Origin of the sequence: Pseudomonas sp. HT11, assembly GCF_044875395.1 — a bacterium.
Classification (GTDB): Bacteria; Pseudomonadota; Gammaproteobacteria; order Pseudomonadales; family Pseudomonadaceae; genus Aquipseudomonas.
On record NZ_CP173217.1, the window covers coordinates 6,029,323 to 6,054,486 of the forward strand.

General features: G+C 61.0%; 26 protein-coding genes and 1 other RNA gene. 16 read left to right on the plus strand and 11 right to left on the minus strand.

The genetic code is table 11. From position 1 onward, the window contains the following. The first annotated feature begins 103 nt into the window (after positions 1 to 103). Positions 104 to 1,471 carry an inorganic triphosphatase gene (locus ABWL43_RS27895; protein ID WP_242199752.1) on the plus strand — a complete coding sequence of 456 codons (1,368 nt, stop codon included), beginning with the start codon at positions 104 to 106 and terminating at the stop codon, positions 1,469 to 1,471. Positions 1,472 to 1,520: 49 nt separating this feature from the next. On the opposite strand, the gene ABWL43_RS27900 is transcribed toward ABWL43_RS27895, so the two are convergent. Continuing rightward, complete coding sequence (locus ABWL43_RS27900; protein ID WP_145157919.1) at positions 1,521 to 1,991, minus strand: Lrp/AsnC family transcriptional regulator; 471 nt, start codon at positions 1,989 to 1,991, stop codon at positions 1,521 to 1,523. Between the two features lie 127 nt (positions 1,992 to 2,118). Here ABWL43_RS27900 and ABWL43_RS27905 point away from each other — a divergent pair, with 127 nt between their 5' ends. From ABWL43_RS27905 to ABWL43_RS27935, 7 genes are all read left to right on the plus strand, one after another. After that, positions 2,119 to 2,457, plus strand: a complete 339-nt coding sequence (locus ABWL43_RS27905) for a hypothetical protein (RefSeq protein WP_404485806.1) — start codon at positions 2,119 to 2,121, stop codon at positions 2,455 to 2,457. Between the two features lie 82 nt (positions 2,458 to 2,539). Next, entirely contained in the window at positions 2,540 to 4,237 is a 1,698-nt protein-coding gene (locus ABWL43_RS27910) for a GspE/PulE family protein (protein ID WP_404485809.1), read from the plus strand. Positions 4,238 to 4,314: 77 nt separating this feature from the next. Next, entirely contained in the window at positions 4,315 to 5,235 is a 921-nt protein-coding gene (locus tag ABWL43_RS27915) for an SPFH domain-containing protein (RefSeq protein ID WP_024077991.1), read from the plus strand. 10 nt (positions 5,236 to 5,245) lie between these two features. Next, positions 5,246 to 5,692 (plus strand): NfeD family protein, encoded by a 447-nt coding sequence (locus ABWL43_RS27920; RefSeq protein WP_242199742.1) that lies wholly within the window; start codon positions 5,246 to 5,248, stop codon positions 5,690 to 5,692. 69 nt (positions 5,693 to 5,761) lie between these two features. After that, positions 5,762 to 6,076: a DUF2388 domain-containing protein gene (locus tag ABWL43_RS27925; protein WP_003176799.1), complete on the plus strand. Its 315-nt coding sequence runs from the start codon at positions 5,762 to 5,764 to the stop codon at positions 6,074 to 6,076. Positions 6,077 to 6,252: 176 nt separating this feature from the next. Continuing rightward, the gene (locus ABWL43_RS27930) at positions 6,253 to 6,918 is read left to right on the plus strand and encodes an outer membrane protein (RefSeq protein WP_404485814.1); all 666 of its coding nucleotides are present in this window, start codon (positions 6,253 to 6,255) and stop codon (positions 6,916 to 6,918) included. A 156-nt stretch (positions 6,919 to 7,074) separates the two neighbouring features. After that, positions 7,075 to 8,217 carry a DegT/DnrJ/EryC1/StrS aminotransferase family protein gene (locus tag ABWL43_RS27935; RefSeq protein ID WP_145157933.1) on the plus strand — a complete coding sequence of 381 codons (1,143 nt, stop codon included), beginning with the start codon at positions 7,075 to 7,077 and terminating at the stop codon, positions 8,215 to 8,217. 145 nt (positions 8,218 to 8,362) lie between these two features. On the opposite strand, the gene gcvH is transcribed toward ABWL43_RS27935, so the two are convergent. The 9 genes from gcvH to ABWL43_RS27980 all read right to left on the minus strand — a co-directional run bounded on the left by gcvH (position 8,363) and on the right by ABWL43_RS27980 (position 17,784). Further along, positions 8,363 to 8,746: a glycine cleavage system protein GcvH gene (gcvH, locus tag ABWL43_RS27940; protein ID WP_262207134.1), complete on the minus strand. Its 384-nt coding sequence runs from the start codon at positions 8,744 to 8,746 to the stop codon at positions 8,363 to 8,365. 52 nt (positions 8,747 to 8,798) lie between these two features. Continuing rightward, a complete protein-coding gene (gene gcvT, locus ABWL43_RS27945; RefSeq protein WP_262207136.1) occupies positions 8,799 to 9,881 on the minus strand; it encodes a glycine cleavage system aminomethyltransferase GcvT in 1,083 nt (360 codons plus the stop codon). A 156-nt stretch (positions 9,882 to 10,037) separates the two neighbouring features. Further along, a complete protein-coding gene (locus tag ABWL43_RS27950) occupies positions 10,038 to 11,654 on the minus strand; it encodes an iron ABC transporter permease (protein WP_145157942.1) in 1,617 nt (538 codons plus the stop codon). A 176-nt stretch (positions 11,655 to 11,830) separates the two neighbouring features. After that, entirely contained in the window at positions 11,831 to 12,835 is a 1,005-nt protein-coding gene (locus ABWL43_RS27955; protein ID WP_404485819.1) for an extracellular solute-binding protein, read from the minus strand. Positions 12,836 to 12,994: 159 nt separating this feature from the next. Then, positions 12,995 to 14,212, minus strand: a complete 1,218-nt coding sequence (locus ABWL43_RS27960; protein ID WP_262207257.1) for a 2-octaprenyl-3-methyl-6-methoxy-1,4-benzoquinol hydroxylase — start codon at positions 14,210 to 14,212, stop codon at positions 12,995 to 12,997. Positions 14,213 to 14,221: 9 nt separating this feature from the next. Next, positions 14,222 to 14,707 carry a DUF4442 domain-containing protein gene (locus ABWL43_RS27965; RefSeq protein ID WP_145157949.1) on the minus strand — a complete coding sequence of 162 codons (486 nt, stop codon included), beginning with the start codon at positions 14,705 to 14,707 and terminating at the stop codon, positions 14,222 to 14,224. Continuing rightward, positions 14,700 to 15,887 carry a 2-octaprenyl-6-methoxyphenyl hydroxylase gene (ubiH, locus tag ABWL43_RS27970; RefSeq protein ID WP_262207138.1) on the minus strand — a complete coding sequence of 396 codons (1,188 nt, stop codon included), beginning with the start codon at positions 15,885 to 15,887 and terminating at the stop codon, positions 14,700 to 14,702. Before ubiH ends, ABWL43_RS27965 begins: the two co-directional genes overlap by 8 nt. After that, the gene (gene pepP / locus ABWL43_RS27975; protein WP_106575773.1) at positions 15,884 to 17,206 is read right to left on the minus strand and encodes a Xaa-Pro aminopeptidase; all 1,323 of its coding nucleotides are present in this window, start codon (positions 17,204 to 17,206) and stop codon (positions 15,884 to 15,886) included. Before pepP ends, ubiH begins: the two co-directional genes overlap by 4 nt. Positions 17,207 to 17,226: 20 nt before the next feature. Next, the gene (locus ABWL43_RS27980; RefSeq protein WP_106575774.1) at positions 17,227 to 17,784 is read right to left on the minus strand and encodes a YecA family protein; all 558 of its coding nucleotides are present in this window, start codon (positions 17,782 to 17,784) and stop codon (positions 17,227 to 17,229) included. Between the two features lie 138 nt (positions 17,785 to 17,922). Here ABWL43_RS27980 and ABWL43_RS27985 point away from each other — a divergent pair, with 138 nt between their 5' ends. From ABWL43_RS27985 to ABWL43_RS28000, 4 genes are all read left to right on the plus strand, one after another. Further along, positions 17,923 to 18,132, plus strand: a complete 210-nt coding sequence (locus tag ABWL43_RS27985; protein ID WP_003177365.1) for a TIGR02449 family protein — start codon at positions 17,923 to 17,925, stop codon at positions 18,130 to 18,132. Then, entirely contained in the window at positions 18,129 to 18,446 is a 318-nt protein-coding gene (locus ABWL43_RS27990) for a cell division protein ZapA (protein ID WP_003213956.1), read from the plus strand. Before ABWL43_RS27985 ends, ABWL43_RS27990 begins: the two co-directional genes overlap by 4 nt. Positions 18,447 to 18,476: 30 nt before the next feature. Continuing rightward, a non-coding RNA gene (gene ssrS, locus ABWL43_RS27995) (6S RNA) lies at positions 18,477 to 18,655 on the plus strand. 57 nt (positions 18,656 to 18,712) lie between these two features. Beyond that, on the plus strand, positions 18,713 to 19,342 hold the full coding sequence (locus ABWL43_RS28000) for a 5-formyltetrahydrofolate cyclo-ligase (RefSeq protein WP_145158576.1): 630 nt from the start codon (positions 18,713 to 18,715) through the stop codon (positions 19,340 to 19,342). A gap of 6 nt (positions 19,343 to 19,348) precedes the next feature. Here the strand turns inward: ABWL43_RS28000 and ABWL43_RS28005 are convergent, their stop codons facing one another. Next, entirely contained in the window at positions 19,349 to 19,498 is a 150-nt protein-coding gene (locus tag ABWL43_RS28005) for a hypothetical protein (protein ID WP_242199722.1), read from the minus strand. 194 nt (positions 19,499 to 19,692) lie between these two features. Here ABWL43_RS28005 and ABWL43_RS28010 point away from each other — a divergent pair, with 194 nt between their 5' ends. The 4 genes from ABWL43_RS28010 to ABWL43_RS28025 all read left to right on the plus strand — a co-directional run bounded on the left by ABWL43_RS28010 (position 19,693) and on the right by ABWL43_RS28025 (position 25,081). Next, entirely contained in the window at positions 19,693 to 20,142 is a 450-nt protein-coding gene (locus tag ABWL43_RS28010; RefSeq protein ID WP_404485826.1) for an EVE domain-containing protein, read from the plus strand. Between the two features lie 141 nt (positions 20,143 to 20,283). Beyond that, positions 20,284 to 21,249, plus strand: coding sequence for an HlyD family secretion protein (locus tag ABWL43_RS28015; RefSeq protein WP_404485829.1), 966 nt, complete (start codon positions 20,284 to 20,286; stop codon positions 21,247 to 21,249). Continuing rightward, positions 21,246 to 23,963 (plus strand): ribosome-associated ATPase/putative transporter RbbA, encoded by a 2,718-nt coding sequence (gene rbbA / locus ABWL43_RS28020; RefSeq protein WP_404485832.1) that lies wholly within the window; start codon positions 21,246 to 21,248, stop codon positions 23,961 to 23,963. Before ABWL43_RS28015 ends, rbbA begins: the two co-directional genes overlap by 4 nt. Further along, positions 23,963 to 25,081, plus strand: a complete 1,119-nt coding sequence (locus ABWL43_RS28025) for an ABC transporter permease (protein WP_404485835.1) — start codon at positions 23,963 to 23,965, stop codon at positions 25,079 to 25,081. Before rbbA ends, ABWL43_RS28025 begins: the two co-directional genes overlap by 1 nt. Positions 25,082 to 25,164 lie beyond the last annotated feature (83 nt).

Genomic DNA, 25,164 nt, shown 5'->3' on the forward strand with positions numbered 1-25,164 from the left:
AATAAACCGTTGCGGCGCGTTGCCGGGCTCAGTCCTGTACACTGCACGACCTTGGCAGCCACTCTTTTCCCCGGCTGCGCTCCCGATCCTGGATTTTCCGGCCATGCAGAAAGAAACCGAAATCAAGCTCCGCGTCAGCCGCGAAACACTCGCCGCGCTGCGTGAGCACCCGCTACTGAAAAAACGCAACAAAAGTGGCTGGGAACGCCGTGAGTTGATGAACCAATACTTCGACACCCCCGAGCGCGACCTGGCTCAGGCCAAAGTCGCCCTGCGTTTGCGCAAGGACGGTGACGAAATCATCCAGACCCTCAAGACCCGTGGCCAAAGCGTCGCCGGCTTGTCGGAACGCAACGAGTACAACTGGGACCTGCCCAAAGCCAAGCTCGACGTGAAGAAGCTCGACGGCGAATGCTGGCCCGAGCAACTGGCCGAGTTGGACAAAAAGACCCTCAAGCCGATTTTCACCACCGATTTTGTGCGCGAACGTGCCGAAATCGCCTGGGGCCGTGGCAAGGCCAAGGTCGTGATCGAAGCCGCTCTGGACCTGGGCCACGTCGTGGTCGGCAAGCAGAAAGAAGAAATCTGCGAGCTGGAACTGGAACTGCGCGAAGGTGAACCGGCCGCCCTGCTGGAACTGGCCGCCGAACTGGCCGCCACCCTGGCGCTGATGCCGTGCGATATCAGCAAGGCCGAGCGCGGCTACCGTCTGTATGACGCCAGCAGCTACTCGCTGAGCCTGCCGGCGCCGCAGATCCACGCCGAAATGCCGCTGGACGACGCCTTCGCCGCGATCATGTGGCACCTGTTGGGCAGCAGCCAGCGCCTGGCCGAGCAATATCGCTTCAATGGCCACTGGCGCTTGCTGCAGGACTGGGTCGAAAACCTCGGTGAACTGCGCGCGCTGATCGGCAGCCTAGGTCAGGCCGCCCCGCGTCAATCCACCAGCGAGCTGCGCAGCGCACTCGATGCATTGCTGGAAGACTGGCGCCCACTGGTGCAGGCCGGTGACGACGATGAAGACATCCGCAAAGCCGCACCTGAACAGTTTGTTGAAGAACTGCAAGACGTGCGCTGGGGCTTGTTCTCGCTGAACACCTCGCGCTGGCTGCTGGCCCGCACCTGGACCGCCGACCGCAACGTGCGTGGCAACCGCCAGGGCGCTGCGCAAATCACCAACTGGCTGCCGCGCCTGTTGGCTGACGACGCCGTTGCCCTGCAACTGCAACGTTACCAGCAACAACCGGAAGACCTGGCCGAGCAGCTGCCGCGCATTGAACGCATCCAGGCCTGGCTGCACCACGCGCGTCAGGTGGTGGATATTCCGGAACTGGACCGCTTGTACGGCGAGCTGAACAAGCTGGCGGTACTGGCTAATCAGCCGATTACCGACGAGTCGCTGGATGCGCGTATGCATCAGGCGATTGCGGTGTATCAGAACCGTGCATGGAAGACGTTGCTGCGCCTGTAATACCAGGCAACTCGGTCAAATGTGGGAGCGGGCTTGCCCGCTCCCACAGTCAGCGCAACACTGGCAGGCTGGTGGTGGACTTGATCTCCGACAGGGCCACAATCGAGTTCACCTCCTGAATCCCCGGCACCATCGACAGTTTCTCGAAGAAAAACCGCTCATACGCCTCGATGTCAGAGGTAACGATGCGCAGCAGAAAATCCACCGCCCCCATCAGCACATAGCACTCCAGGACTTCCGGAAACCCGCGAATCGCTTCGGTGAATTCAGTGAAGTTGGACCGTCCGTGAGCATTGAGCTTGACCTCGGCAAAAATCTGCGTGTTGAGGCCGATCTTCTTGCGGTCCAGCAGCGTGACCTGCGCGCGAATCACACCCTCCTCTTTAAGCCTTTGAATACGCCGCCAGCATGGCGATTGCGAGAGACCCACCTGCTCGGCGATCTGCGCGCTGGAAAGCGAGGCGTCCTCTTGCAGCAGGGCCAGAATGCGGCGGTCGTAGGCGTCCAACTCACTGTGCATAAAAATACCTATGAAGGCGCTAAGCCTGAATTACTTGAGTCGTTTTTTCACCAATAGGGTGCATCTTAGATAAGAAATCTCCGCGTGCGAATGTAAAAATTTCTCCAGTCGAATCTGGAGAGTCAGCATGCACGCCGTCGAAACCACCTGCCCCGCTACGCGTCTCGATGCATGGGCCGTCAACAGCGCCCACTGCCAAGCGCATTATCAGATCACCGCCGAGGCAGAACCGGACCTGCTGTGCCGGGTACTGAATTACTTCGCGCTGCAGTTCCTGACGCCGCAACAGGTCAATGTGCGCCGTGACGACGACCTGCTGAACATTGATATCGTGATGAACGGCCTGAGCTGGCATCGCGCCCAGGTGATCGGTGAAAAGATTCGAAACCTGATCAGCGTGTGCTCGCTGGAGGTGTGGCAGGCTGATTCCGTGCGGCCTCAAGCGGTGGCGGCGGCCAATCAGTAAAAACCTGCAATACACCCTGAGCGGTGGGCGTTCAGAGGATGGCTAGCCTGAGATTAGGCCCGCCGTCACTCAGGAATTCTTCATGCTCGCCGCCTTGCACGATCATCGATTGGAACTGCATCAACTGTTACCTGCATTGGTCGAGCAGGGGCTGATTACAGCGGACGAGGCCCAAAGGGCAGCGAAAGCACCCGCCACTCGACATCCGTTGGAAAGCATCGCGGCTGAAGGGCCTTGCCTCGAAACGTTGACTCAATGGCTTGCCGGGCATGTCGGGCAACCTTATCTGCGTATCGACCCGCTGAAGATCGACGTGGCGGCGGTGGTGCCGTTGATGTCCCACGCGTTCGCGCAACGCCACGCCATCCTCGCGGTCGCGGTGGCGGTGGATGCGCAGACCGTCACCGTCGCCAGCGCCCAGCCGCATATCCGTGGATGGGAGGCCGGTTTGGCACAGGTGCTCAAGCGCTCGATCAGGCGCGTGGTCGCCAACCCCCGAGAGATTCAGCGCTGTATCGGTGACTTCTACCGGCTGGCCAAGTCCGTCAGCGGTGCCGATCAAAAAGTTGCGGTGTCTGGCAACTTCGAACTGCTCAACCTCGGCGCCGGTGATCAGGAGCCGGACGCCAATGACGCGCATATCGTCAACATCGTCGACTGGCTGTTGCAGTACGCCTTCGGCCAGCGAGCCAGTGACATCCATATCGAACCCTGTCGCGACCAGGGCCGCGTGCGTTTCCGCATCGACGGGCTGCTGCATGACGTCTATCAGTTTCCACCCCAGGTCACCATGGCGGTGGTCAGCCGCCTGAAAAGTCTGGGCCGTATGAATGTGGCGGAAAAACGCAAACCCCAGGACGGCCGGGTCAAGACCAAGAGCCCGGCGGGCATCGAAGTGGAGTTGCGCCTCTCAACACTGCCGACAGCGTTTGGCGAAAAACTGGTGATGCGGATTTTCGACCCGCACGTCTTGCTCAAGGATTTCGACCAGTTGGGTTTGTCTGCCGATGATCAGCAACGCTGGCATGCCATGGCCGGCCAGGCCAATGGCATCATCCTGGTCACCGGGCCTACCGGTTCAGGCAAGACCAGCACGCTCTACACCACGCTCAAGCACCTGGCGACCCGCGAGGTCAACCTGTGCACGGTGGAAGACCCGATAGAGATGGTGGAACCTGCCTTTAACCAGATGCAGGTGCAGCACAACATCGACCTGACCTTCGCCAGCGGTGTTCGCGCACTGCTGCGCCAGGACCCGGACATCATCATGATCGGTGAGATTCGCGATCAGGAAACTGCAGAAATGGCCATCCAGGCTGCGCTCACCGGGCACCTGGTGCTATCGACCCTGCACACCAACGATGCATCCAGCGCTATCAGCCGTTTGCAGGAACTTGGCATTGCTCATTATTTGATCAAAGCTACGCTGATAGGTGTGATGGCGCAGCGCTTGGTGCGGCTTTTGTGCCCTCACTGCAAACGTGGGGTGACTGGGCACGGCAATACCCATGAAGCGGTCGGCTGCGCGGACTGCCGTGATAGCGGTTATCGAGGCCGCGCCGGGCTCTACGAAATCATGGTGATGGACGAGAAGCTCAAGGCGCTGATCACACCGGGCGCCGACGTGCAGGCCTTACGTCGCGCATCGCGGAGCCAAGGCATGCGTAGCCTGCGGATGAGCGGCATCGACAAAGTGAATGCCGGGCTGACAACGATGGCAGAAGTATTACGAGTAACGCCTGGGGATTCAGAAACAAATGATTTGCTTGTTGCCCGCTGAAACCGTCCTTATCCGTGACCAGACCGTTACAATCGGCCGCACGTCGCTTCACTGACACCATCAGATAGGGAATCGCTATGCAGATCGGAACCGTACTGCTTCTTTTCGTCGGGTTGGCCGTGGCCATCCTTTTCATGGGCTTCAAGGTGGTGCCTCAGGGTTACCAGTGGACGGTCGAGCGTTTCGGCCGCTACACCAACACCCTTAAACCTGGCCTCAACATCATCATCCCGGTCATGGACCGCATCGGTCGCAAGATCAACGTGATGGAAAGCGTGCTGGATATCCCGCCCCAGGAAGTGATCACCGCCGACAACGCCACCGTGCAGATCGACGCCGTGTGCTTCTTCCAGGTGGTCAACACCGCCCAGGCCGCCTACGAGGTCAATAACCTCGAGCATGCCATCCGTAACCTGCTGCAAACCAATATCCGTACCGTGCTCGGCTCCATGGAGCTGGACGCGATGCTTAGCCAGCGTGACGGCATCAACGAAAAGCTGCTGCGCACCGTGGACGAAGCCACGGCGCCGTGGGGCATCAAGATCACCCGGATCGAGATCAAGGACATCAGCCCACCCGCCGACCTGATGGCCGCCATGTCCGGCCAGATGAAAGCCGAGCGGATCAAGCGTGCGCAGATCCTGGAGGCCGAAGGCCTGCGGGCATCGGCGATCCTGACCGCCGAAGGCAAGAAGCAGGCGCAGATCCTTGAAGCCGAAGGTGGACGCCAGGCAGCCTTCCTCGAATCCGAAGCGCGTGAACGCCAGGCAGAAGCAGAGGCCCGTGCGACCCAGGTGGTTTCCGAAGCAATCGCCACCGGTAACGTGCAGGCCATCAATTACTTCGTGGCGCAGAAATACATCGATGCATTGGGCAAGCTGGCGTCGGCCAACAACAGCAAAGTCATCCTGATGCCGCTGGAAGCCAGCCAGGTGATTGGCGCCGTGGGTGGGATCGGCGAAATCGTCAAGGCAACGTTCGACAACAAGAAAGGCTGAGGCGATCGCCATGTGGGATTTCCTGCAGCATCTGTCGTTCTGGGATTGGTTGGCACTGGGTACGGTGCTGTTGATTCTTGAAGTATTCGGCGCCGGTGGCTACCTGCTGTGGATGGGGATCGCTGCCGCTGCTGTGGGCGTGATCAAGTTTTTGATCCCACCGCTCGGGCTGGAATGGCAGCTGCTGCTATTCGCCGTGTTGTCGATCCTCACAGCGGTGTACTGGTGGAAGCGCCAGCGCAGCAGCGCCAAAGTCAGCGATCAGCCGGGGCTGAATATGCGCGGCTCGGAATTGATAGGGCGCACCTTTGTGGTGCATCAAGCTATCGTCGATGGCCGAGGCAAGATAAAAGTCGGCGATGGCGTGTGGATGGCAACCGGGCCGGACAGCCCCGTGGGCGCTCAAGTACGTGTCATTGGTCAGGATGGCGTGGTTTTACAGGTCGAAACTGTTTAGTCAGTGATGGAACTCGCCTGGGTTATCTACAATCAAACTGTTCAGATAACCCACCCGGAGTCACCCACCATGCGTCTCAAATATGCTGTCGCGACCCTCGCTGTGCTTTCCCTACCTGTCGGTTCAGCCATGGCCGACAGCTTCTGGCGCAATGTCATCTCGTCGGGCGCCACGACTGGCTCGACGTACCTGACCTTCAAGGACCACAAGCTGGTGGTCGCCGCCCAAGACGACGCCGGTAGCTTCGTCGCCAGCGACGGCGGCATCCGCGGCCCGTACCTGGAAGCTGCCATGCAGAAAGTTCGCGCCGACAACCCTGGCCTGCAGGCCACGGACATGGAGTTGGCCAACGCCATCCTCGCGAAAAATGCTGTGACCGAGTAATACCTGCCCATAAAAAATGCCGCTTTTTAAGCGGCATTTTTTATGCCTGTTTCTCTACGATCGCCGCCGCCGCCCAGACCTTCTGCTTTTTCCCGTTGAAAGCGGAAAACTCCTGCCGAACACAAAAGTAACAAGCGCCACACTGAGATTCTCTTAGTTAAAGTGAATCCTCTCCCATGCAAAAACTTGCTTACGCTTTGGCTCTCTCTGCGTTAGCTGCACCCTTGGCTCAAGCAGAAAACTGGTACGGGTCGGCAAAACTCAACAGTGCCCGTCAGAACCTCTCCAGTGCGCAATTGACCAGCCCACGCGTCACTGATCGCGTGGAGGCCCCTGACAGTAACAAGGCGTTCACTGGGTCATTGGCTTTAGGTTACGCCTTTGCCGATGGCTGGCGCCTGGAAGGGGAATACACCACGCGCAGCAGCTCGACGTTCAACTCCTATTGGGCCCCCTTCAATTCCAACGTTAACCGCCTGGAGGTCGACAGCCAGCGCGTGATGCTCAACGGCTATAAAAATATCCCGGTCAATGACTGGCTGTCGTTCTACGCAATGGCCGGTATCGGCATGGCGCAAATCGATGCCGCGGGGTACCAGAGCAATGCGACTCGCCAGTTCGCCAGTAACCGCCACTACAACTTTGCCTACAGCGCAGGCTTGGGCCTGGAGGCCAAGGTCAGCGAAAAGGTCACTTTGGGCACAGGTTGGCGTTACGTGGACATGGGCAAGGTCGAAACCGGCTACAACACCTTCGCTAACCGGATAAACGCCCGCGATGAACAGCTCAAGGGCAAACTCAAAGAGCAGAATGTGTTTCTTGAAGCGCGCGTTTCATTCTGACCTGCAACAGAAAATGCCGCTGATAAGCGGCATTTTTTATGCGCAACATGACAATTCGTTCACCGACGACAGGCTATATTCAGTCGAGCCGTGCAACCATGCGGTACTGATACCTCTATTACTCATCGCCTATCTGAAACGGATGCCTTCGTCGTTATGAGCCAACAGCCCTTTCTGCCGTTTTCCAAACCTACCATTGATGAAGCGACCATCTCGGCGGTCGGCGATGTACTGCGCTCGGGCTGGATCACCAGCGGGCCGAAAGTGCAGGCGTTCGAAGCACAGCTTTCGGAATACTTTGGCGGCCGTCCGGTGCGGACCTTCAATTCCGGCACCTGCACCATGGAGATCGCGTTGCGCATCGCCGGCATCGGGCCTGGCGATGAAGTGATCACCACGCCGATTTCCTGGGTCGCCACGGCAAACGTGATTCTGGAAGTAGGGGCCACGCCGGTATTTGCGGATATCGACCCGGTCACCCGCAATATCGACCTGGCTCAGGTAGAAGCCGCGATCACCCCACGCACCAAGGCGATCATTCCGGTGTACCTGGCGGGCCTGCCCCTGGATATGCCGATGCTCTACGCGCTGGCCAACAAGTACAACCTGCGCATTGTCGAAGACGCCGCCCAGGCGTTGGGCTCCAGCTGGGATGGCGAGCGTATCGGCGCGACCGGCGACTTCGTCTCGTTCAGCTTCCAGGCGAACAAGAACATCACGTCTTCCGAAGGCGGTTGCCTGGTGTTGAACAACGCCGAGGAAGCCCGTCTGGCTGAAAAGTATCGCCTGCAAGGTGTTACCCGCACCGGCTTCGACGGCCTGGACGTGGATGTGCTGGGTGGCAAATTCAACATGACCGACATAGCCGCAGCCATCGGCCTGGGGCAATTCGCGCATATCGAGAAAATCACTGCGCATCGCCAGAAACTGGCACGCCATTACTTCAAGTGCTTCGGCAGCGATTTTGAAGCGCAATACGGCGCGCAACTGCCGCCAGCGGATTTCGAAAACAGCAACTGGCACCTGTTCCAGCTGGTATTGCCGGAGCGTCAGGATGGTCTGCCTGCCCGCGCTACGTTCATGGAACAGATGCAGGCCCACGGCGTCGGCATTGGCTATCACTACCCGCCAATCCACCTGCTGAGCTTGTACCGGGCACAGGGTTTCAAGGAGGGCATGTTCCCGGTGGCTGAGCGTGTTGGGCGTTTGATCGTGTCGTTGCCGATGTTCACGGCGATGACAGAGGCGGATGTCGAGCGGTCGGTTGCGGCGGTAAAAGCGGTACTGAAAGCGAGCTGAAAACAAACTGCCACCTATCCGCAATCAACTGTGGGAGCTGGCTTGCCTGCGATGCCGGCACCGCGGTGATTCAACCACACCGCAGTGATGCTATCGCAGGCAAGCCAGCTCCCACATTGATTTGTGCTGTTCCAACGGCTCGCGTTTACTCGCCGATGGCCGCTTTGTAGCCAGCAGCATCAAGCAGTTTTTCCAGGTCAGCCGGGTTGCTTGGCTTGAGCTTGAAGATCCAGGCGCCATACGGGTCGGAGTTCAGCAGTTCAGGGCTGCCACTCAGTTCCTCGTTAACGGCGATCACTTCGCCAGCAACCGGTGAGTAGATATCCGAAGCGGCTTTCACAGACTCAACCACACCAGCCTGGCCTTCAGCGTCAAACTTGGCGCCGACTTCGGCCAACTCAACAAACACCACATCACCCAAAGCTTCCTGAGCATGGTCGGAGATACCGACGGTCACGGTGCCGTCGGCTTCCAGACGGGCCCACTCGTGACTTTCGGCAAAACGCAGGTCGGCAGGGATATCGCTCATAGTCTGTGTCCTCAAGAAGAAATGTCAGCGGCCTCAGGCCTGCCGGAAATAGTTAGATCAAGGTTTTGCCATGGCGCACGAAGGTCGGTTTGACCACTCGAACCGGGTACCACTTGCCGCGGATTTCCACTTCGGCCCGATCGGCGGTGGCCGTCGGTACGCGCGCCAGGGCAATGGATTTGCTCAGCGTAGGAGAGAAACTACCACTGGTTATCTCCCCTTCGCCAACATTGGCGATACGAACCACCTGATGAGCGCGTAAAACACCACGCTCTTCCAGTACCAGCCCGACCAATTTGAACTGCACACCTGCGGTCTTTTCCGCCTCAAGGGCAGTGCGGCCGATGAACTGACGCTCAGCCGGTTCCCAGGCGATGCTCCAGGCCATATTGGCCGCCAGAGGCGAAACGTCCTGGTGAATATCCTGGCCGTACAGGTTCATGCCGGCTTCGAGGCGCAGCGTATCGCGGGCGCCAAGGCCGATGGGTGAAATACCGGCCCCTACCAGATCGTTGAAAAAGCCCGGAGCCTGCTCGGCCGGCAGGACAATTTCCAGACCGTCTTCGCCGGTGTAACCCGTGCGGGCGATAAACCAATCGCCATCGGCCTGGCCTTCAAAGGGCTTGAGCTGGTGGATAAGCGTGCCGCGGGCCTGCGTGACCAGCTCGGCGATTTTCTGCCGGGCGTGCGGGCCTTGAATGGCGAGCATGGCCAATTCTGGCCGCTCATGCAGCTGCGCCGCGTAGTCGCCCAGCTGTGCTTGCATCCAGGCCATGTCCTGATCACGCGTAGCGGCGTTGACCACCAGCCGATAACCGGTCTCGGTGCGGTAAACGATCATGTCGTCCACCACGCCGCCCTGCTCGTTGAGCATGGCGCTGTAAAGCGCACGGCCGCAGCCATGCAAACGATCGACATCATTGGCCAGCAGGTGCTGGAGCCATTCCTTGGCCTGAAGGCCTGTGACATCGATCACGGTCATATGAGATACGTCAAACACCCCGCAGTCGCGTCGCACCTGATGGTGTTCTTCAACTTGCGAGCCGTAGTGCAGAGGCATATCCCAACCGCCAAAATCGACCATTTTCGCGCCGAGGGCGAGATGCAGGTCATACAGAGGCGTACGCTGTCCCATGGGTTTCTCCTTCCGGGATTGGCGAAGATGCACAGAGCTGCTGTTTGCGCTCAACACCTCTGACTACAAGGCCTGCAGCGACATACAGCGACTCGATCCGAAGGACGGAGCGCACCGAATGCCGCGCATTGTAGCCGCAAGCCGTAGGACTGGCACCTAACCGATTTGCCGAGCGGAGCGTCGAATCAGGCCGATCACCGGCAACAGGCCCACCAACACCAACGTGAGTGCGGGTAATGAGGCTCGCGCCCATTCCCCTTCGCTGGTCATTTCAAAAATTCGTACGGCCAGGGTGTCCCAGCCAAACGGGCGCATCAGCAGGGTCGCAGGCATTTCCTTGAGCACATCGACAAACACCAGCAGCGCCGCGCTCAACGTCCCCGGCAGCAACAGCGGCAGATACACTTTGCAAAACAGTCGCGGTCCACTCACGCCGAGGCTGCGCGCTGCTTCCGGCAACGAGGGACGGATTCGCGCCAGGCTGTTTTCCAACGGCCCGTAGGCCACTGCCAGGAAACGCACCAGATACGCCAGCACCAACGCCGACAGGCTGCCCAGCAACAGGGGCTTGCCCGCGCCGCCGAGCCAACTCGACAAAGGAACCACCAGCTCACGGTCCAGGTAGCTGAACGCCAGCATGATCGACACCGCCAGCACCGAACCCGGCAAGGCATAGCCGACATTGCCCAGGCTGATCCCGGAGCGGATCGCCCGCGTGGGCGCCAGGCGATTGGCAAAGGCCAATATCAACGCCACGCTGACTGTAATCAGTGCCGCGATGCCACCCAGGTAGAGGGTATGGATGATCAAGCCGCTGTAGCGCTCATCCAGGTCGAACCGGCCACGTTGCCAGAACCAGGCGACCAGTTGCAGCATCGGGATGACAAAGGCGCAGGCGAACACCAAGCCACACCACGTGCTGGCTGCCGCCGCCTTGAAACCGCGCAGGTGGTACAACGCCTTGCCGCGTGGCCGCTCATTACTCGGGCGGCTGGCGCCTCGGGCGCGTCGTTCGCCGTACAGCACCAGCATCACCACCAGAAGCAACAGGCTGGCCAGTTGGGCGGCGCTGGAAAGGCTGAAAAAGCCGTACCAGGTCTTGTAGATGGCCGTGGTGAAGGTGTCGAAGTTGAACACCGAGACAGCGCCGAAGTCCGCCAGGGTTTCCATCAATGCCAAGGCGACGCCGGCACCAATCGCCGGCCGCGCCATGGGCAATGCGACACGCCAGAACGCTTGCCATGGCGATTGACCGAGCACCCGCGCCGCTTCCATCAGGCCTTTGCCCTGCGCCAAAAATGCAGTACGCGCCAACAGGTAGACGTAGGGATAGAACACCAGCACCAGCACGATGATCACGCCGCTGGTAGAGCGCACGCGTGGCAGGCGCAAGCCGTTGCCGAACCCTTCGCGCAGCAGGGTTTGCACCGGCCCCGCGAAATCCAGCAGGCCTACAAACACAAAGGCCAGCACGTAGGCCGGAATTGCGAAGGGCAGCATCAACGCCCAGTCGAGCCAGCGCCGCCCCGGGAATTCGCAGAGGCTGGTCAGCCAGGCCAGGCTTACGCCCAACAGCGTCACGCCGGTACCAACGCCCAGCACCAGGGTCAGGGTGTTGCCCAGCAGGCGGGGCATCTGGGTTTCCCACAGGTGCGACCAGATTTGCTGGTCAATGCTCTGCCAGGACAGCAACAACACGCTCAGCGGCAGCAGCACCAGGGCGGCGACGGTGAAAACCGGCAGGTACCAGCGACGTTGGGCGGGGTGGGCCAAGGAAAAGCTCTCTGGAAATGATGGTTTTGAAGTCGCGGCTAACACTGTGGGAGAGGGTTGTGTGGGGCCGGGCTTGCCCGCAATGCAGGCACCTCGGTGTGTCAGTCACACCGAGGTGATGCTATCGCAGGCAAGCCAGCTCCCACACAAGGTCGCTCCCACAGTTAGATCTTTACTCAGTTCCAGCCAGCGCGATCCATCAGGCGAATAGCCTCAGCCTGACGTTTACCGGCCACTTCCACCGGCAGGGTATCGGCCACGAACTTGCCCCAGGTCGCGACTTCCGCCGATGGCGGCACGGCGGGGTTGGCTGGAAACTCCTGGTTCACATCGGCAAAGATCTTCTGCGCCTCAGGCGTGGTCATCCATTCCACCAAGGCCTTGGCGGCTTCCGGGTGCGGCGCATGTTTGGTCAGGCCGATGCCCGACAGGTTCACATGCACGCCGCGGTCGCCCTGGTTCGGCCAGAACAGCTTCACCGCAAGGTCCGGTTTCTGCTTGTGCAGGCGGCCGTAGTAGTAGGTGTTGACGATGCCCACGTCGCACTGCCCGGCGTTGATCGCTTCGAGCACGGCGATGTCATCGGAGAACACGTCGGTAGACAGGTTGTTGACCCAGCCCTTGACGATTTCTTCGGTCTTGGCCGCGCCATGGGTTTCGATCAGCGTGGCGGTCAGCGACTGGTTGTAGACCTTCTTCGCCGTACGCAGGCACAGACGCCCTTCCCATTGCTTGTCGGCCAGCGCTTCGTAGGTGGTCAGGTCACCGGGTTTTACCCGGTCGGTGGAATAGGCAATGGTCCGCGCGCGCAGGCTCAAGCCGGTCCACGCATGGTTGGAAGAGCGGTACTGCAGGGGAATATTCTTGTCGATCACCGCAGAGGTGAACGGCTGCAGGATGCCCATTTGTTCGGCTTGCCAGAGGTTGCCGGCATCAACGGTGAGCAGCAGGTCAGCCGTGGCGTTTTCGCCTTCGGCCTTGATCCGCTGCATCAAGGGCGCTTCCTTGTCGGTGATGAACTTCACCCGCACGCCGGTCTTCTGGGTGTAGGCGTCGAACACCGGTTTGATCAGTTCATCGATGCGCGAGGAGTAGACCACGACTTCGTCGGCTGCCTGCACGGTGGTGCTGCCGATGAGGGTGAGTGCCAGGGCAGTCAGGAGGCGTTTGGGTGCCAACATGGGTGCGGTCTCTCATTTGCAAAAAGAGGGCAAATGATAAGGACTCACATTTGGTAGCGCTTGCTGGAGGCGTTACCAGATGTTGCATAGTTGGGATTTGCGCCGAATGGGCTGGCCTCATCGGGGGCAAGCCCCCTCCCACAGGGGGCATATTTCAATTCAGGGCTTTGCGAGGTCTGGCAGGTCGCCCGTCAGCCCGAGGGCCTGGCGCACAAACACGGCCTTGGCTTCGGGCATCTGGTCGACCAGTTTCAAGCCTGCATTACGCAACCAGCGCAATGGCAGTTGGTCAGCCTGGAACAAGCGTTCAAAGCCCTCCATCGCCGCCATCAGTGCCAGGTTATGCGGCATGCGTCTACGCTCGTAGCGGCTCAGCACCTTCACATCCGCCAAGCGTTCGCCGCGCTCGGTCGCAGCCAACAGCACCTCGGCCAGCACCGCCGCGTCAAGAAAACCCAGGTTCACGCCCTGCCCGGCCAATGGATGGATCACATGGGCGGCATCGCCAATCAACGCCAGGCCTTCGGCCACGTAGCGCTTGGCATGGCGCTGGCGCAGCGGTACGCATACGCGCGGGTCGGCGCTGATCACATTGCCCAAGCGCCCTTCAAACGCGCGCTCCAGTTCACGGCAGAAGCTTTCGTCGTCCAGCGCCATCAAGCGTTCGGACTCCGTCGGCGTGGTCGACCAGACGATCGAGCACCAATCCTCTTGCCCATCGCGCACCAGCGGCAAAAACGCCAGCGGGCCGGTATCGGTAAAGCGTTGCCACGCCGTGCGCTGGTGCGGCTGGTTGCTGCGCACGCTGGTGACGATGGCGTTGTGCAGGTAATCCCATTCACGCGTGGCAGTGCCGGTCAGGCGGCGCACGGCGGAATTGGCGCCGTCGGCGGCCACCACCAGCGGCGCACGCAATTTGCGACCGTCGGCCAGGGTCAGCAGCCAGTCATCGCCGGAGCGACGCATCTGCTCCAGGCGCGCGTTGGCCAGCAGGCCCAGGTCGCAGTCGTGCAGGCGGTCGAGCAAGGCATCCTGAACCACCCGGTTCTCGACGATATGCCCGAGCACTTGGGCATGCACACTGGCTGCCGAAAAATGGATCTGCCCGGTGCCGCTGCCGTCCCACACCTGCATTTCACCGTAAGGGCTGGCGCGCCGTTCGACGATGCCATCCCACACGCCAAGGCGCTCCAGAATGCGCTGGCTGGCGGCCGACAAGGCGCTCACGCGGGGTTCGAAGGCCGCATCCTGGTCGAACGGTTTGACGCTCAGCGGGCTGCCATCGAGCAGCAGCACCTGCAGGCCACTGCCCTGCAACGCCAGCGCCAGGGCGCTTCCGACCATTCCGGCCCCGACAATCAGCACATCTGCGCGCATGTCCATGCTTTAAGCCTGCTTTGCTGGCGGCTTGCGCCGCACGTAAAGGGTTTTGTCGACCCGCGCCACCAGAGTGCCGGAGCCGTCATGAATCTGTACTTTGAGGAGGGGCAAATACTTCTCGCCGCCTTCGGTTTGCCGGCGAATCTCGTCCAGCAAGGCCTCGTCGATGGAAAACTCAGCGTAGACCGGGCCTTTGCCCGGCGACACGAAGTCGATGCTCGCAGCTTTGTCCCAGACGATGTAGTCGCGCCCCAGGTTCTCCATCAACAGCAACATGTAGAACGGATCGACCATCGAATACAGGCTGCCGCCAAATTGCGTACCGACGTAATTGCGGTTGTACCAGCCCAGGCCCATGCGCACCTTGGCGTGGCGAAAATCGGCGCTGAGTGCCTGCACCCGAATTCCCGCGCCCAGGTACGGCGGGTACAGGGACAGCACCCAGCGCAACAGCCGCGCCTTGCCCAGGCGCCGGGTCAGCCAGTTAAGCATCAGGGCGTGTGCCCAGGCCCATGGCCTGACGGGCGAACCAGCGTTTGGCGGGCGGTAACAAATCCAGGCCCAGCAGGCCCAGGTTACGGCCCAATGCCACTAACGGTTGCGCGCTGCCAAACAGTCGGGTCACTTGATCGGAAAAACCTACGGTCAGTTGCTGGTCCTGGCGCTGGCGCTCGCGATAGCGCTGCAACGTTGCCAGGTCGCCCGGCACTGCCGGCCCGGCCAGCAAGGCCTCGGCCAAGGCGTTCGCGTCGCGCAGGGACAGGTTGAAACCCTGCCCGGCAATCGGGTGCAGGCTGTGGGCGGCATTACCGAGGATCGCCAGATGCGAGCGCACTTGCTCTTCGGCCTCCACCAGCGTCAGCGGGTACAAATGGCGGGCGCCGACTTGTTTCAGCGTGCCCAGGCGGTAGCCGAACACGCCCTGCAATTCACTCAGGAAACTGCGTTCATCAAGGTTGGCCAGGCGCTGGGCGTCCATGCCGATGCGCGTCCACACCAGCGCGCAACGGTTGTCCGGCAGCGGCAGCAAGGCCATTGGGCCTTCGTCGGTAAAGCGCTCGAACGCCTCGCCGTTGTGCGCTTCGCTTGGGGTGATGTTGGCGATCAGCGCGCTCTGGTTGTAGGGCCGGGTTTTGACGCCGATGCCCAATTGCTCGCGCAAACCGGAGCGGCCGCCATCGGCCAATACCGCAAGGTCGCATTCCAGCACGGTTTCGTCGTTGAGCGTCAGGCGATAACCGTCGGGCAGTGGCTCCATGCGGGTGACTTCGGCCGGGCAGCGCCAACTGACCACTTCTTTGTCCAAACCTTGCCACAGGCACTGGCCGAGCCAGGCGTTCTCCACCACGTAGCCGAGGGCCGGCACGCCCTCCTCCATGGCGGACAAGCGCGCAGTGGAGAAGCGGCCTCGGTCCGACACGTGAATCTGTTTGATCGGCTCGGCGCGGCGGGAAATGGCCTGCCACAGGCCCAAACGCTGATAAATCTGCCGAGCGCCATAGGACAGCGCCGAAGAACGCGCGTCGTAGCTCGGTTGGTAACTGTCGCCTGGCGCAAACGGTTCGATCAGCACGATTTTCCAACCCCGCGCCTTGGCACCCGCCTGCAAGGCCAACGCCAGGCTGGCGCCTACCAGTCCGCCGCCGATGATGGCCAGATTGACCCGGCTCATCGGGCAGCCGCCATCAGCGCTTCGATGTCGGCGACGGTCTTGGGCACGCCGCCGGTCAGAATTTCACAGCCTTGCTTGGTCACTACCACGTCGTCCTCGATGCGTACGCCAATGCCACGCCATTTCTTCGCCACGTTCTGGTTGTCCGGCGAAATATAGATGCCGGGTTCCACGGTCAAGGCCATGCCGACTTCCAGCACCCGCCATTCGCCGCCCACTTTGTATTCGCCCACATCATGCACGTCCATGCCCAGCCAATGGCCGGCGCGGTGCATATAAAAAGCGCGGTAGGCTTCGCTGGCGATCAACTCGTCGACGTCGCCTTGCAGCAGTCCCAGTTTTACCAGCCCGGCGGTGATGACGCGCACCGTTGCCTCGTGGGCCTGGTTCCAATGTTTGTTCGGCGCGATCTCGGCAAAGGCGGCTTCCTGGGAGGCCAGCACAATCTCGTAGATCGCCTTTTGCTCGGGCGAAAACCTGCCGTTGACCGGCCAGGTGCGGGTGATGTCGCTGGCGTAGCAGTCGATCTCGCAACCGGCGTCGATCAGCACCAGGTCGCCGTCCTTGAGCACGGCGTCATTCTGCTGGTAATGCAGGATGCAGCTGTTACGCCCGGCAGCGACGATGGAGCCATAGGCCGGCATTTTCGCGCCGCCCTTGCGGAATTCGTAATCCAACTCGGCTTCGAGGCTGAACTCATATAACCCGGCGCGGCTGGCCTGCATCGCCTTGACGTGCGCCGCACAGGAAATTCGCGCGGCCTCGCGCATCACCTTCACTTCTGCCGCCGATTTATACAGGCGCATGTCGTGAAGCAGGTGATCCAGGGCAACAAACTCGTTCGGTGGCTGGGCGCCCAGGTGCGCTTTAGAGCGGATCACGTTGATCCACTCCATCACGTGCCGGTCGAATTCGGCGTTGCTGCCCATGGCCGAATACACCCGGTCACGGCCTTCGATCAGGCCGGGCAGGATGTCGTCGATGTCAGTGATGGGGAAGGCATCGTCGGCGCCAAAGTCACGGATCGCGCCTTCGGTGCCCGCACGCAGGCCGTCCCACAATTCGCGCTCGGCATTGCGCTCGCGGCAGAACAGCACGTACTCGCCGTGCTGGCGACCGGGCATCAGCACGATCACCGCTTCCGGTTCAGGGAAGCCGCTCAGGTACTGAAAGTCGCTGTCCTGGCGGTAAACATGCTCGACATCACGGTTGCGGATCGCCACGGCGGCGGCCGGCAGAATTGCGATGCTGTTGGGTTCCATCTGCGCCATGAGCGCCTTGCGGCGACGGGTGTATTCCGCTTTCGGGATATGGATCATGGGCAGATGGGCTTCCTTTCTTAGTGCAGCGACGGCTTGGGTGCGGCTGGCTCAGCGGCTTTCTTGGTCTCGGTGAACAGCAGCAGCGGCGCGACGCGCAGGTATTCCATGACTTCCATGTAATCGCCTTCGCCGTCTTCGGACTCTTCCAGGGCGTCTTGCACCTGGGAAATGGCCGCCAGGTCCTGCAGCACTTCCTTGGCGTCGGTGCTCAGTTCCAGGCCGCCGGCGTTCACGCCGAAACCGTGGAGGAAACCCTGGCACCATTGGCCCAGCGCGGCGGCGCGCTCGGTGAGCGGCGCGTCGTCGGTCGGCAGCAGCAGGACCACGGTGACGTCATCACCGGTCAGCTCGCCTTTGACCATCTCTTGCAGGCCGATCAGCGCGTTACGCACGTTCTCGGTCGGCTCGGTTTCCAGCAGCTCGGCCACATCAGCCAGCCAATTGTCGGCATCAAAGCCAACACCGGTGCAGCTGCGGCCCAACAGTACGCCGTGCAGTTCGGCAGGCGAGCAAGGATGACCGCTGGTGCTCAGCAGTTTGGAAAAAGCGTCGTACGGGGAGTTCTGAATAGGCATGGTGAGCTAGGCGCCAGACGGCGCAATGTCTAGAATGAAGCGCTGTATCCTAGCACCGGCAGACGTACCAAGACTATCGAGGGCGTCAGATCGTTTATCCTGCAGTTGCCATTCATCAGACAAATCCAGTGGAACCCAATGGAAGACACCGACCTGCAAGCGCTGATGGCCAGACTCGAATTGCTAATTGATCGGGTCGAGCAACTTAAGAGTCAAAACGGACTCCTATTAGCTCAGGAAAAGACCTGGCGCGAGGAACGCGCTCACCTCATTGAAAAAAACGAAATCGCCCGGCGTAAGGTCGAATCGATGATTTCGCGCCTGAAGGCCCTGGAGCAAGACTCATGAGTTCAAGCAATAGCGTTACCGTGCAGATCCTCGACAAAGAATATTCGATCATCTGCCCCCAGGAAGAACGCAGCAACCTGGTGAGTGCTGCCCGCTACCTGGATGGCAAGATGCGTGAAATCCGCAGCAGCGGCAAAGTCATCGGCGCCGATCGTATCGCCGTGATGGCCGCGCTGAACATTACCCACGATTTGTTGCATAAGCAGGAACGGCCTGACGTGCAGGCCAGTGGTTCGACGCGCGAGCAAGTGCGCGACCTGCTGGAACGGGTTGATCTGGTACTTTCTACCGATCCAGAGCCACCCAAGGGCTGATTGCCGAGTCTGTTTAAGGTATACTCGCCCCACTCCCTGGCGTGTTTGCCAGTCGGCGATGTCCCTGAGCCGATTCGCACTACCCTGGAAGTTGCACGTTGGGCTGGTGTGCATGTCCGCTAGACGGAAAGCCTTAAAGCCTACTGCATCTTCCACCTTGAACTTTCGGGTTCAAGGGCTAAGTCGACAGCGGCTCTGTCGGGGAGCCTGAATTCCAAACTCAATGCCAGTCCTCGGACTGGCATTGTTTTATGAGCCGAAAAACCATGACCGAACCTGCGCCGCTTTCCCGTCCGCAACTTCGACGCATGTTGCGCAAAGCCCGCCGCGAACTGACGCCGAGCGAGCAGCGCAAGGCCGCCCTTGGCCTGTATCGGCAACTGGCACAGCACCCGCTGTTTCGCCGGGCCAAACATATTTCCTTATATCTACCGACGGACGGTGAAATCGATCCGCGCCTGCTGCTGCGCGCCGCTCAGCGCCGGGGCAAGGCCACTTACCTGCCAGTGCTCAGTGCCTGGCCGCGAACCAAGATGGTGTTCCAGCGCGTGCGGCCTGGGGATAAGTTGTCGCCCAACCGTTTTCGTATCCTGGAGCCGCAAGTGAATGCCAATCGCCAGCGCCGCGTCTGGGCACTCGACCTGGTGTTGCTGCCGCTGGTGGGGTTCGATGATGTGGGTGGGCGTCTGGGCATGGGCGGTGGGTTTTACGACCGCAGCCTGGCCTACCTCGCCAGGCGCCAGAGTTGGCGCGCGCCAGCGCTGCTGGGGCTGGCCCATGAATGTCAGAAAGTCGAGCGCCTGGCGCAGGCAAGCTGGGATGTGCCGCTGGCGGGCACCGTCACGGATAAGCAGTGGTATGTCGCACAAACGTCGCTGGAACCAGCGACGCCTTAAACAGTATTAACGCTTGAACGGTTGCGGCTGCTGCTGAGCCAGCTCAACCGGCGAATCGGTCTTGTTCGACCACAAGCTCTGGGCATACCCGGTGGTCACGACGCCCAGACCAAACAAAATAACCAAAATCCATAGTAAATCCGGTTTACGTTGCATCGATTGCCCCCCTTCAGGCACCTCGTACACGATGACAACAACGTTCCAAAGTAGTCCGTTGCAGCTGCGCCAAGCTTAAAAGCGCGCATTCTGCGGTAACGTGAACCAACACGCAAACCTTGGCGCCAACCGACTGTCGGTTTGTCATGGAATTGCCCGACAACTTGCCCAATGCCTTTTTCAGGAGCCCAACAATGGCCTACTGGCTGATGAAATCCGAGCCCGACGAACTGTCCATCAAGGGCCTGGAAACGCTCGGCGAAGCTCGCTGGGACGGCGTGCGCAATTACCAGGCACGCAACTTCCTGCGCGCCATGGCCGTCGGTGACGAGTTTTTCTTTTACCATTCCAGCTGCCCCGAGCCCGGCATTGCCGGGATCGGCAAGATCGTCGAGGCAGCCTACCCGGACCCGACAGCGCTGGAGCCGCAAAGCCACTATTTCGACGCCAAGGCCAGCCCGGAGAAAAACCCGTGGAGTGCAATCAACGTGGCCCACGTCGAGACCTTCGCAAAAGTGCTGGGCCTGGGCTATCTGAAACAACAAAGCGCCCTCGCCGAATTGCCTTTGGTGCAAAAAGGCAGCCGACTGTCGGTGATGCCGGTGACCGCCGAGCAGTGGGCGGCGGTGCTGGCACTGCGCTGAAAGGGCAGAACCCTGCGGTCACACTTCTGGCGCATGCATCTGCGTGCCATGCGGGTTAGGCTTGCGCTTCATTTGACCGGTATCAACGGCCGCTCCGGCGCTATCGGTCAAACTAGGACGCTAATGCCGCAGGATGCAGCCATGTCTACGAACCATCATATGTCGCGCCTTTTCGCCGTTGCCCTGATCGTCCTGTTACTGGGCGCAGGCGGCTTCGGTTACTGGCGATCAACCCAGGACCGCCTGCCCGAAGGTTTGAACATGGGCAATGGCCGCCTGGAATCCACCGAAGTACAGATCGCCGCGAAGATCCCCGGGCGCCTGGCCGAAGTGCGCGTGGATGAAGGCGACAAAGTGCTCAAGGGCCAATTGCTCGCGCGCATGGACACCCGCACCCTCGAAGCCCAGCGCGCCCAGGCCGAAGCCGAGGTGCTGCGCGCCAGGGAAAACTTCGCCGCCGCCGAGGCCAATGTGCAGTTGCGCCAAAGCGAGCAGTTGCTGGCCAATCAGGAACTCAAGCGCACCCAGGAGCTGTACAAGCGCGGCTTCGCCAGCAGCCAGTTGATTGACCAACAGCAAGCACGCCAAAACACCGGTAATGCCGCGGTGATCGCCGCGCAAGCCCAGGTCAACTCGGTGAAGGCTGCCATCGGCGCCGCACAGGCCCAGGTTGCGCAGCTCACCAGCGAAATCGACGACAGCAGCCTGCGCGCGCCCATCGACGGCATTATCCAATTGCGCCTGGCCGAGCCAGGTGAAGTGCTCGGCGCCGGCGGTCGCGTGTTGCTGCTGATTGATCCGAACGACCAGTACATGAACCTCTACCTGCCCGCCTCCGTCACCGGTCGCCTGACCGTCGGCAGTGACGCGCGCATCCTGCTCGACGCCCTGCCCCAACAACCGCTGCCGGCCAAAATCAGCTTTGTCGCGGCTAAATCGCAGTTCACGCCCAAGGAAGTGGAAACCCGCGACGAACGCCAGAAGCTGGTGTTTCGCGTCAAGCTGCGTCTGACCCAACCCAGTGCCGTACCGCAAGCCAAACCGGGCATGCCCGGCGCCGGCTACGTGCGCACGGCAGATATCGACTGGCCGGCCAACCTGCAATGACCGGCCTGGCGCTGCACGCCACGGGCATCAACCATCGCTACGGCAAGCAACAGGCACTGATCGACATTGCCTTCAGCCTGCCCGCCGGCACGCGCTGCGGGCTGATCGGTCCGGATGGCGCGGGCAAATCGAGCTTGCTGGGGTTGATCGCCGGGGTTAAAAAACTTCAAGACGGCCAGCTGGAAGTGCTCGGCGGCTCCATCGAGGATCGCCGCCACCGCAACAGCCTGTACCCGCGTATTGCCTTCATGCCCCAAGGCCTGGGCGGCAACCTGTATCCGGAATTGTCCATCAGCGAGAACATCCGCTTCTTCGCCACGCTGTTCGGTCTGTCGAAAGCCGATTGCGAACAGCGCATGCATAACCTGCTGCTGGCCACCGACCTTGCACGCTTCGCCGAGCGCCCGGCCGGCAAGTTGTCCGGCGGCATGAAACAGAAACTCGGCCTGTGCTGTGCACTGATCCACGACCCGGACCTGTTGATCCTCGACGAGCCCACCACCGGCGTCGACCCGCTGTCGCGCCGACGTTTTTGGGAACTGGTCGACAGCGTACGCCGCGAGCGCCCGCAACTGACGCTGCTGGTGGCAACGGCCTACATGGAAGAAGCCGAGCAGTTCGAACATTGCCTGATGCTCGATCGCGGCACACTCATCGCCGATGGCCTGAGCCGCGAATTGGCAGCCGCGACACCCAGCGGCAAACTCGATGAAGCCTTTACTCACTTCCAGGGCGACAGCGCCCACAACAATCAGCCGTTGGTGATCCCGCCGCGCGAAAGCGCCAACACCGATATCGCCATCGAAGCCCACGAGCTGACCCTGCGATTTGGCGATTTCACGGCGGTAAACAAGGTCAGTTTCGCCATTGGCCGCGGTGAGATTTTCGGCTTTCTCGGTTCCAACGGCTGCGGCAAAACCACCACGATGAAGGTCCTCACCGGGCTGATGCCGGCCACCGAGGGCAGTGCCACGCTGCTCGGCAACCCGGTGAACGCCAAGGACCTGGCGACCCGCAAGCGCGTTGGGTTCATGTCGCAAAGTTTCTCGCTGTACGGCGAACTCAGCGTGCGCCAGAACCTGGTGTTGCACGCGCAGCTGTTCGATTTGCCCAAGGCCGACAGCGGCCCGCGTATCGATGAGTTGATTCAGCGCTTCGACCTCGGCGAGGTGGCCGAGCAGCCTTCCGGCGAATTGCCCCTTGGCCTGCGCCAACGCCTGTCATTGGCCGTGGCGGTGCTGCATCGCCCGGAAGTGCTGATCCTCGATGAGCCCACCTCGGGCGTCGACCCGGCAGCGCGGGATGACTTCTGGCGGCTGCTGATCGAGCTGTCCCGCGAACAAGGCGTGACGATCTTCCTGTCCACCCATTTCATGAACGAAGCCCAGCGCTGCGACCGCATCTCTCTGATGCACGCGGGTAAAGTGCTGGCGTGCGACACACCCGACGCCCTGCAACAGCAATTTCACGGCGACACCCTGGAAGCCGCGTTCGTCACCTGCCTGGAGCAAGCTCAAGGCGCTCCCGAACCCGCAGCACCGAGCAGCACCGTCAGCGAAACCAGTGCGCCGCCCGTGAGCAAGCGTGGTTTCAGTCTTTCTCGGCTATTGGCCGTGGCCAGCCGCGAAGGCAAGGAGCTGCTGCGCGACAAAGTGCGCATGGCCTTTGCCCTGCTCGGGGCGATGTTCATGATGGTGATCTTCGGCTACGGCATTTCCCTGGACGTGGAAAACCTCGCCTTCGCCGTCTACGACCAGGACCAGACCCCGCAAAGCCGCGCCTACCTCGAAGCCTTCCGCAGTTCGCGCTACTTCGCCGAGCAGGCGCCGATTCGCGATGCGAGCGAACTGCACCGGCGCCTGCAACGCTCGGAAATCAAATTGGCCCTGGAAATCCCGCCGGGTTTTGGCCGCGACCTGTACGCCGGCCGCCAACCCACCGTGGCCGCATGGATCGACGGCGGCATGCCGTTTCGCGCGGAAACCAGCCGTAACTATGTGGAAGCCGTCCATCAAGGCAACCTTCAGCAACTCGCCGAACTGAGCAGCCTGCCCCGCAGCACTCAAGCTGCCGCCAAGCTGGAAACGCGCTTTCGCTACAACCAGGACGTGGTCAGCGTGAATGCCATCGGCCCCGGCGTGATGGCGCTGATCCTGGCGTTTATCCCGGCGATGCTCACCGCACTGGGCATCGTGCGCGAAAAAGAGCTGGGCTCGATCACCAACTTCTATGCCACGCCCCTGACCCGCCTGGAATTTCTGCTGGGCAAGCAGGCGCCGTACCTGGCCGTTAGCCTGGTCAACCTGGCGTTGCTGGTGGTCATGAACCGTTGGTTGTTCGGCGTGCCATTCAAGGGCAGCGGCCTGGCGCTGGCATTCGGCGGCCTGTTGTATGTGTTGTCCACCACCAGCATGGGCTTGCTGATTTCGGCGTTCACACGCACGCAGATCGCGGCAATCCTGGGCACCATGATCATCACCAGCCTGCCGACCATCCAGTTCTCCGGGCTGATCGTGCCGCGCTCATCCCTGGAAGGCGCCGCCGCGCTGATGGGCATGCTGTTTCCCGCCGGGCATTTTCTCGACATCGCCGTGGGCACCTTCACCAAGGCCCTCGACCTGCGCCAGTTGTGGCCGCAATGCCTGGCGCTGTTCGGGTTTTTCGTCGGGTTCACCGGCCTGAGCCTGATCATGCTCAAGAAGCAGGAGGCGTGATGCACAAGCTCGCTCATATCCTGCGCCTGGGCCTCAAGGAATTGACCAGCCTGCGCCATGACAGCGTATTGCTGCTGTTTCTGGCCTACGCCTTCACCGTCGCGATCTACATGCCCGCCGCCGGTTCGGTGATTGGCGTGCACAACGCCAGCTTGGCCTTTGTTGATGAAGACCACAGCGCGCTCTCGCGGCAAATGGCCGAGGCGTTGCAACCGCCCGAATTCCAGCCGCCTGCACCGCTGGCCTACGACCAACTGGACAGGGTCATGGACAGCGGCGAGTACACGTTCGTGATCAACGTGCCGGCCAATTTCCAGGCCGACCTGCTGGCCGGGCGCCAGCCGGGTGTGCAGGTCAACGTGGATGCCACGGCGATGAGCCAGGCGTTTATGGGCGCAGGTTACATCGGCAGGATTTTCCAGCGCGAATTGCTCAACTACAGCGGCCAAACCGACGCCAGCCAAAAGGCGCCTGCGCTGCTGACTACCCGCGCGCTGTTCAATACCAACCTGGAAGGCGGCTGGTTTCTGGCGGTGATCCAGATCGTCAACAACATCACCATCCTCGCGATTGTGCTGACCGGCACCGCGCTGCTGCGCGAACGCGAGCACGGCACCCTCGACCATTTGCTGGTGCTGCCGCTGACCGCGCTGGAAATCATGCTGGCAAAAATCTGGAGCAACATGCTGGTGGTGGTGCTGTGCACGTGGCTGTCGCTGGAACTGGTGGTCAAAGGCCTGCTTGGCGTGCCGTTGGCCGGCTCCTTGAGCCTGTTTCTGTTTGTGACCGCGCTGTATTTGTTTGCGAGCACCGCGTTGGGGATATTCCTCGCCACGCTCGCCCGCTCGACGCCGCAGTTCGGGCTGCTAGCGATTCCGGTGATCATCCCGATGCTGTTGCTGTCGGGCGGCAGCACGCCGCTGGACAGCATGCCCGAGTGGTTGCAATGGGTGATGCAGGGATCGCCGTCCACACACTTTGTGAGTTTGAGCGCGGCGATTCTGTTCAGGGACGCAGGCGTGAGCGTGGTGTGGCCGGATGTGCTGGCGCTGGCGGGGATTGGGTTAGTGTTTTTTGCAGTGGCACTGGCTCGGTTCAGAAAGAGCCTGGCCTCTTAATTGTGGCGAGCGGGCTTGTTGTGGCGAGCGGGCTTGCCCCGCGTTGGGCTGCGCAGCAGCCCCATCCCCAGATTCACCACATT

What these genes read in the sequence shown, in the direction of transcription:
- ABWL43_RS27895 (WP_242199752.1), top strand. Translation starts at nt 104, where the DNA reads ATGCAGAAAGAAACCGAAATCAAGCTCCGCGTCAGCCGCGAAACACTC.
- ABWL43_RS27900 (WP_145157919.1), bottom strand. Translation starts at nt 1,991, where the DNA reads ATGCACAGTGAGTTGGACGCCTACGACCGCCGCATTCTGGCCCTGCTG.
- ABWL43_RS27905 (WP_404485806.1), top strand. Translation starts at nt 2,119, where the DNA reads ATGCACGCCGTCGAAACCACCTGCCCCGCTACGCGTCTCGATGCATGG.
- ABWL43_RS27910 (WP_404485809.1), top strand. Translation starts at nt 2,540, where the DNA reads ATGCTCGCCGCCTTGCACGATCATCGATTGGAACTGCATCAACTGTTA.
- ABWL43_RS27915 (WP_024077991.1), top strand. Translation starts at nt 4,315, where the DNA reads ATGCAGATCGGAACCGTACTGCTTCTTTTCGTCGGGTTGGCCGTGGCC.
- ABWL43_RS27920 (WP_242199742.1), top strand. Translation starts at nt 5,246, where the DNA reads ATGTGGGATTTCCTGCAGCATCTGTCGTTCTGGGATTGGTTGGCACTG.
- ABWL43_RS27925 (WP_003176799.1), top strand. Translation starts at nt 5,762, where the DNA reads ATGCGTCTCAAATATGCTGTCGCGACCCTCGCTGTGCTTTCCCTACCT.
- ABWL43_RS27930 (WP_404485814.1), top strand. Translation starts at nt 6,253, where the DNA reads ATGCAAAAACTTGCTTACGCTTTGGCTCTCTCTGCGTTAGCTGCACCC.
- ABWL43_RS27935 (WP_145157933.1), top strand. Translation starts at nt 7,075, where the DNA reads ATGAGCCAACAGCCCTTTCTGCCGTTTTCCAAACCTACCATTGATGAA.
- gcvH (WP_262207134.1), bottom strand. Translation starts at nt 8,746, where the DNA reads ATGAGCGATATCCCTGCCGACCTGCGTTTTGCCGAAAGTCACGAGTGG.
- gcvT (WP_262207136.1), bottom strand. Translation starts at nt 9,881, where the DNA reads ATGGGACAGCGTACGCCTCTGTATGACCTGCATCTCGCCCTCGGCGCG.
- ABWL43_RS27955 (WP_404485819.1), bottom strand. Translation starts at nt 12,835, where the DNA reads ATGTTGGCACCCAAACGCCTCCTGACTGCCCTGGCACTCACCCTCATC.
- ABWL43_RS27960 (WP_262207257.1), bottom strand. Translation starts at nt 14,212, where the DNA reads ATGCGCGCAGATGTGCTGATTGTCGGGGCCGGAATGGTCGGAAGCGCC.
- ABWL43_RS27965 (WP_145157949.1), bottom strand. Translation starts at nt 14,707, where the DNA reads ATGCTTAACTGGCTGACCCGGCGCCTGGGCAAGGCGCGGCTGTTGCGC.
- ubiH (WP_262207138.1), bottom strand. Translation starts at nt 15,887, where the DNA reads ATGAGCCGGGTCAATCTGGCCATCATCGGCGGCGGACTGGTAGGCGCC.
- pepP (WP_106575773.1), bottom strand. Translation starts at nt 17,206, where the DNA reads ATGATCCATATCCCGAAAGCGGAATACACCCGTCGCCGCAAGGCGCTC.
- ABWL43_RS27980 (WP_106575774.1), bottom strand. Translation starts at nt 17,784, where the DNA reads ATGCCTATTCAGAACTCCCCGTACGACGCTTTTTCCAAACTGCTGAGC.
- ABWL43_RS27985 (WP_003177365.1), top strand. Translation starts at nt 17,923, where the DNA reads ATGGAAGACACCGACCTGCAAGCGCTGATGGCCAGACTCGAATTGCTA.
- ABWL43_RS27990 (WP_003213956.1), top strand. Translation starts at nt 18,129, where the DNA reads ATGAGTTCAAGCAATAGCGTTACCGTGCAGATCCTCGACAAAGAATAT.
- ABWL43_RS28000 (WP_145158576.1), top strand. Translation starts at nt 18,713, where the DNA reads ATGACCGAACCTGCGCCGCTTTCCCGTCCGCAACTTCGACGCATGTTG.
- ABWL43_RS28005 (WP_242199722.1), bottom strand. Translation starts at nt 19,498, where the DNA reads ATGCAACGTAAACCGGATTTACTATGGATTTTGGTTATTTTGTTTGGT.
- ABWL43_RS28010 (WP_404485826.1), top strand. Translation starts at nt 19,693, where the DNA reads ATGGCCTACTGGCTGATGAAATCCGAGCCCGACGAACTGTCCATCAAG.
- ABWL43_RS28015 (WP_404485829.1), top strand. Translation starts at nt 20,284, where the DNA reads ATGTCTACGAACCATCATATGTCGCGCCTTTTCGCCGTTGCCCTGATC.
- rbbA (WP_404485832.1), top strand. Translation starts at nt 21,246, where the DNA reads ATGACCGGCCTGGCGCTGCACGCCACGGGCATCAACCATCGCTACGGC.
- ABWL43_RS28025 (WP_404485835.1), top strand. Translation starts at nt 23,963, where the DNA reads ATGCACAAGCTCGCTCATATCCTGCGCCTGGGCCTCAAGGAATTGACC.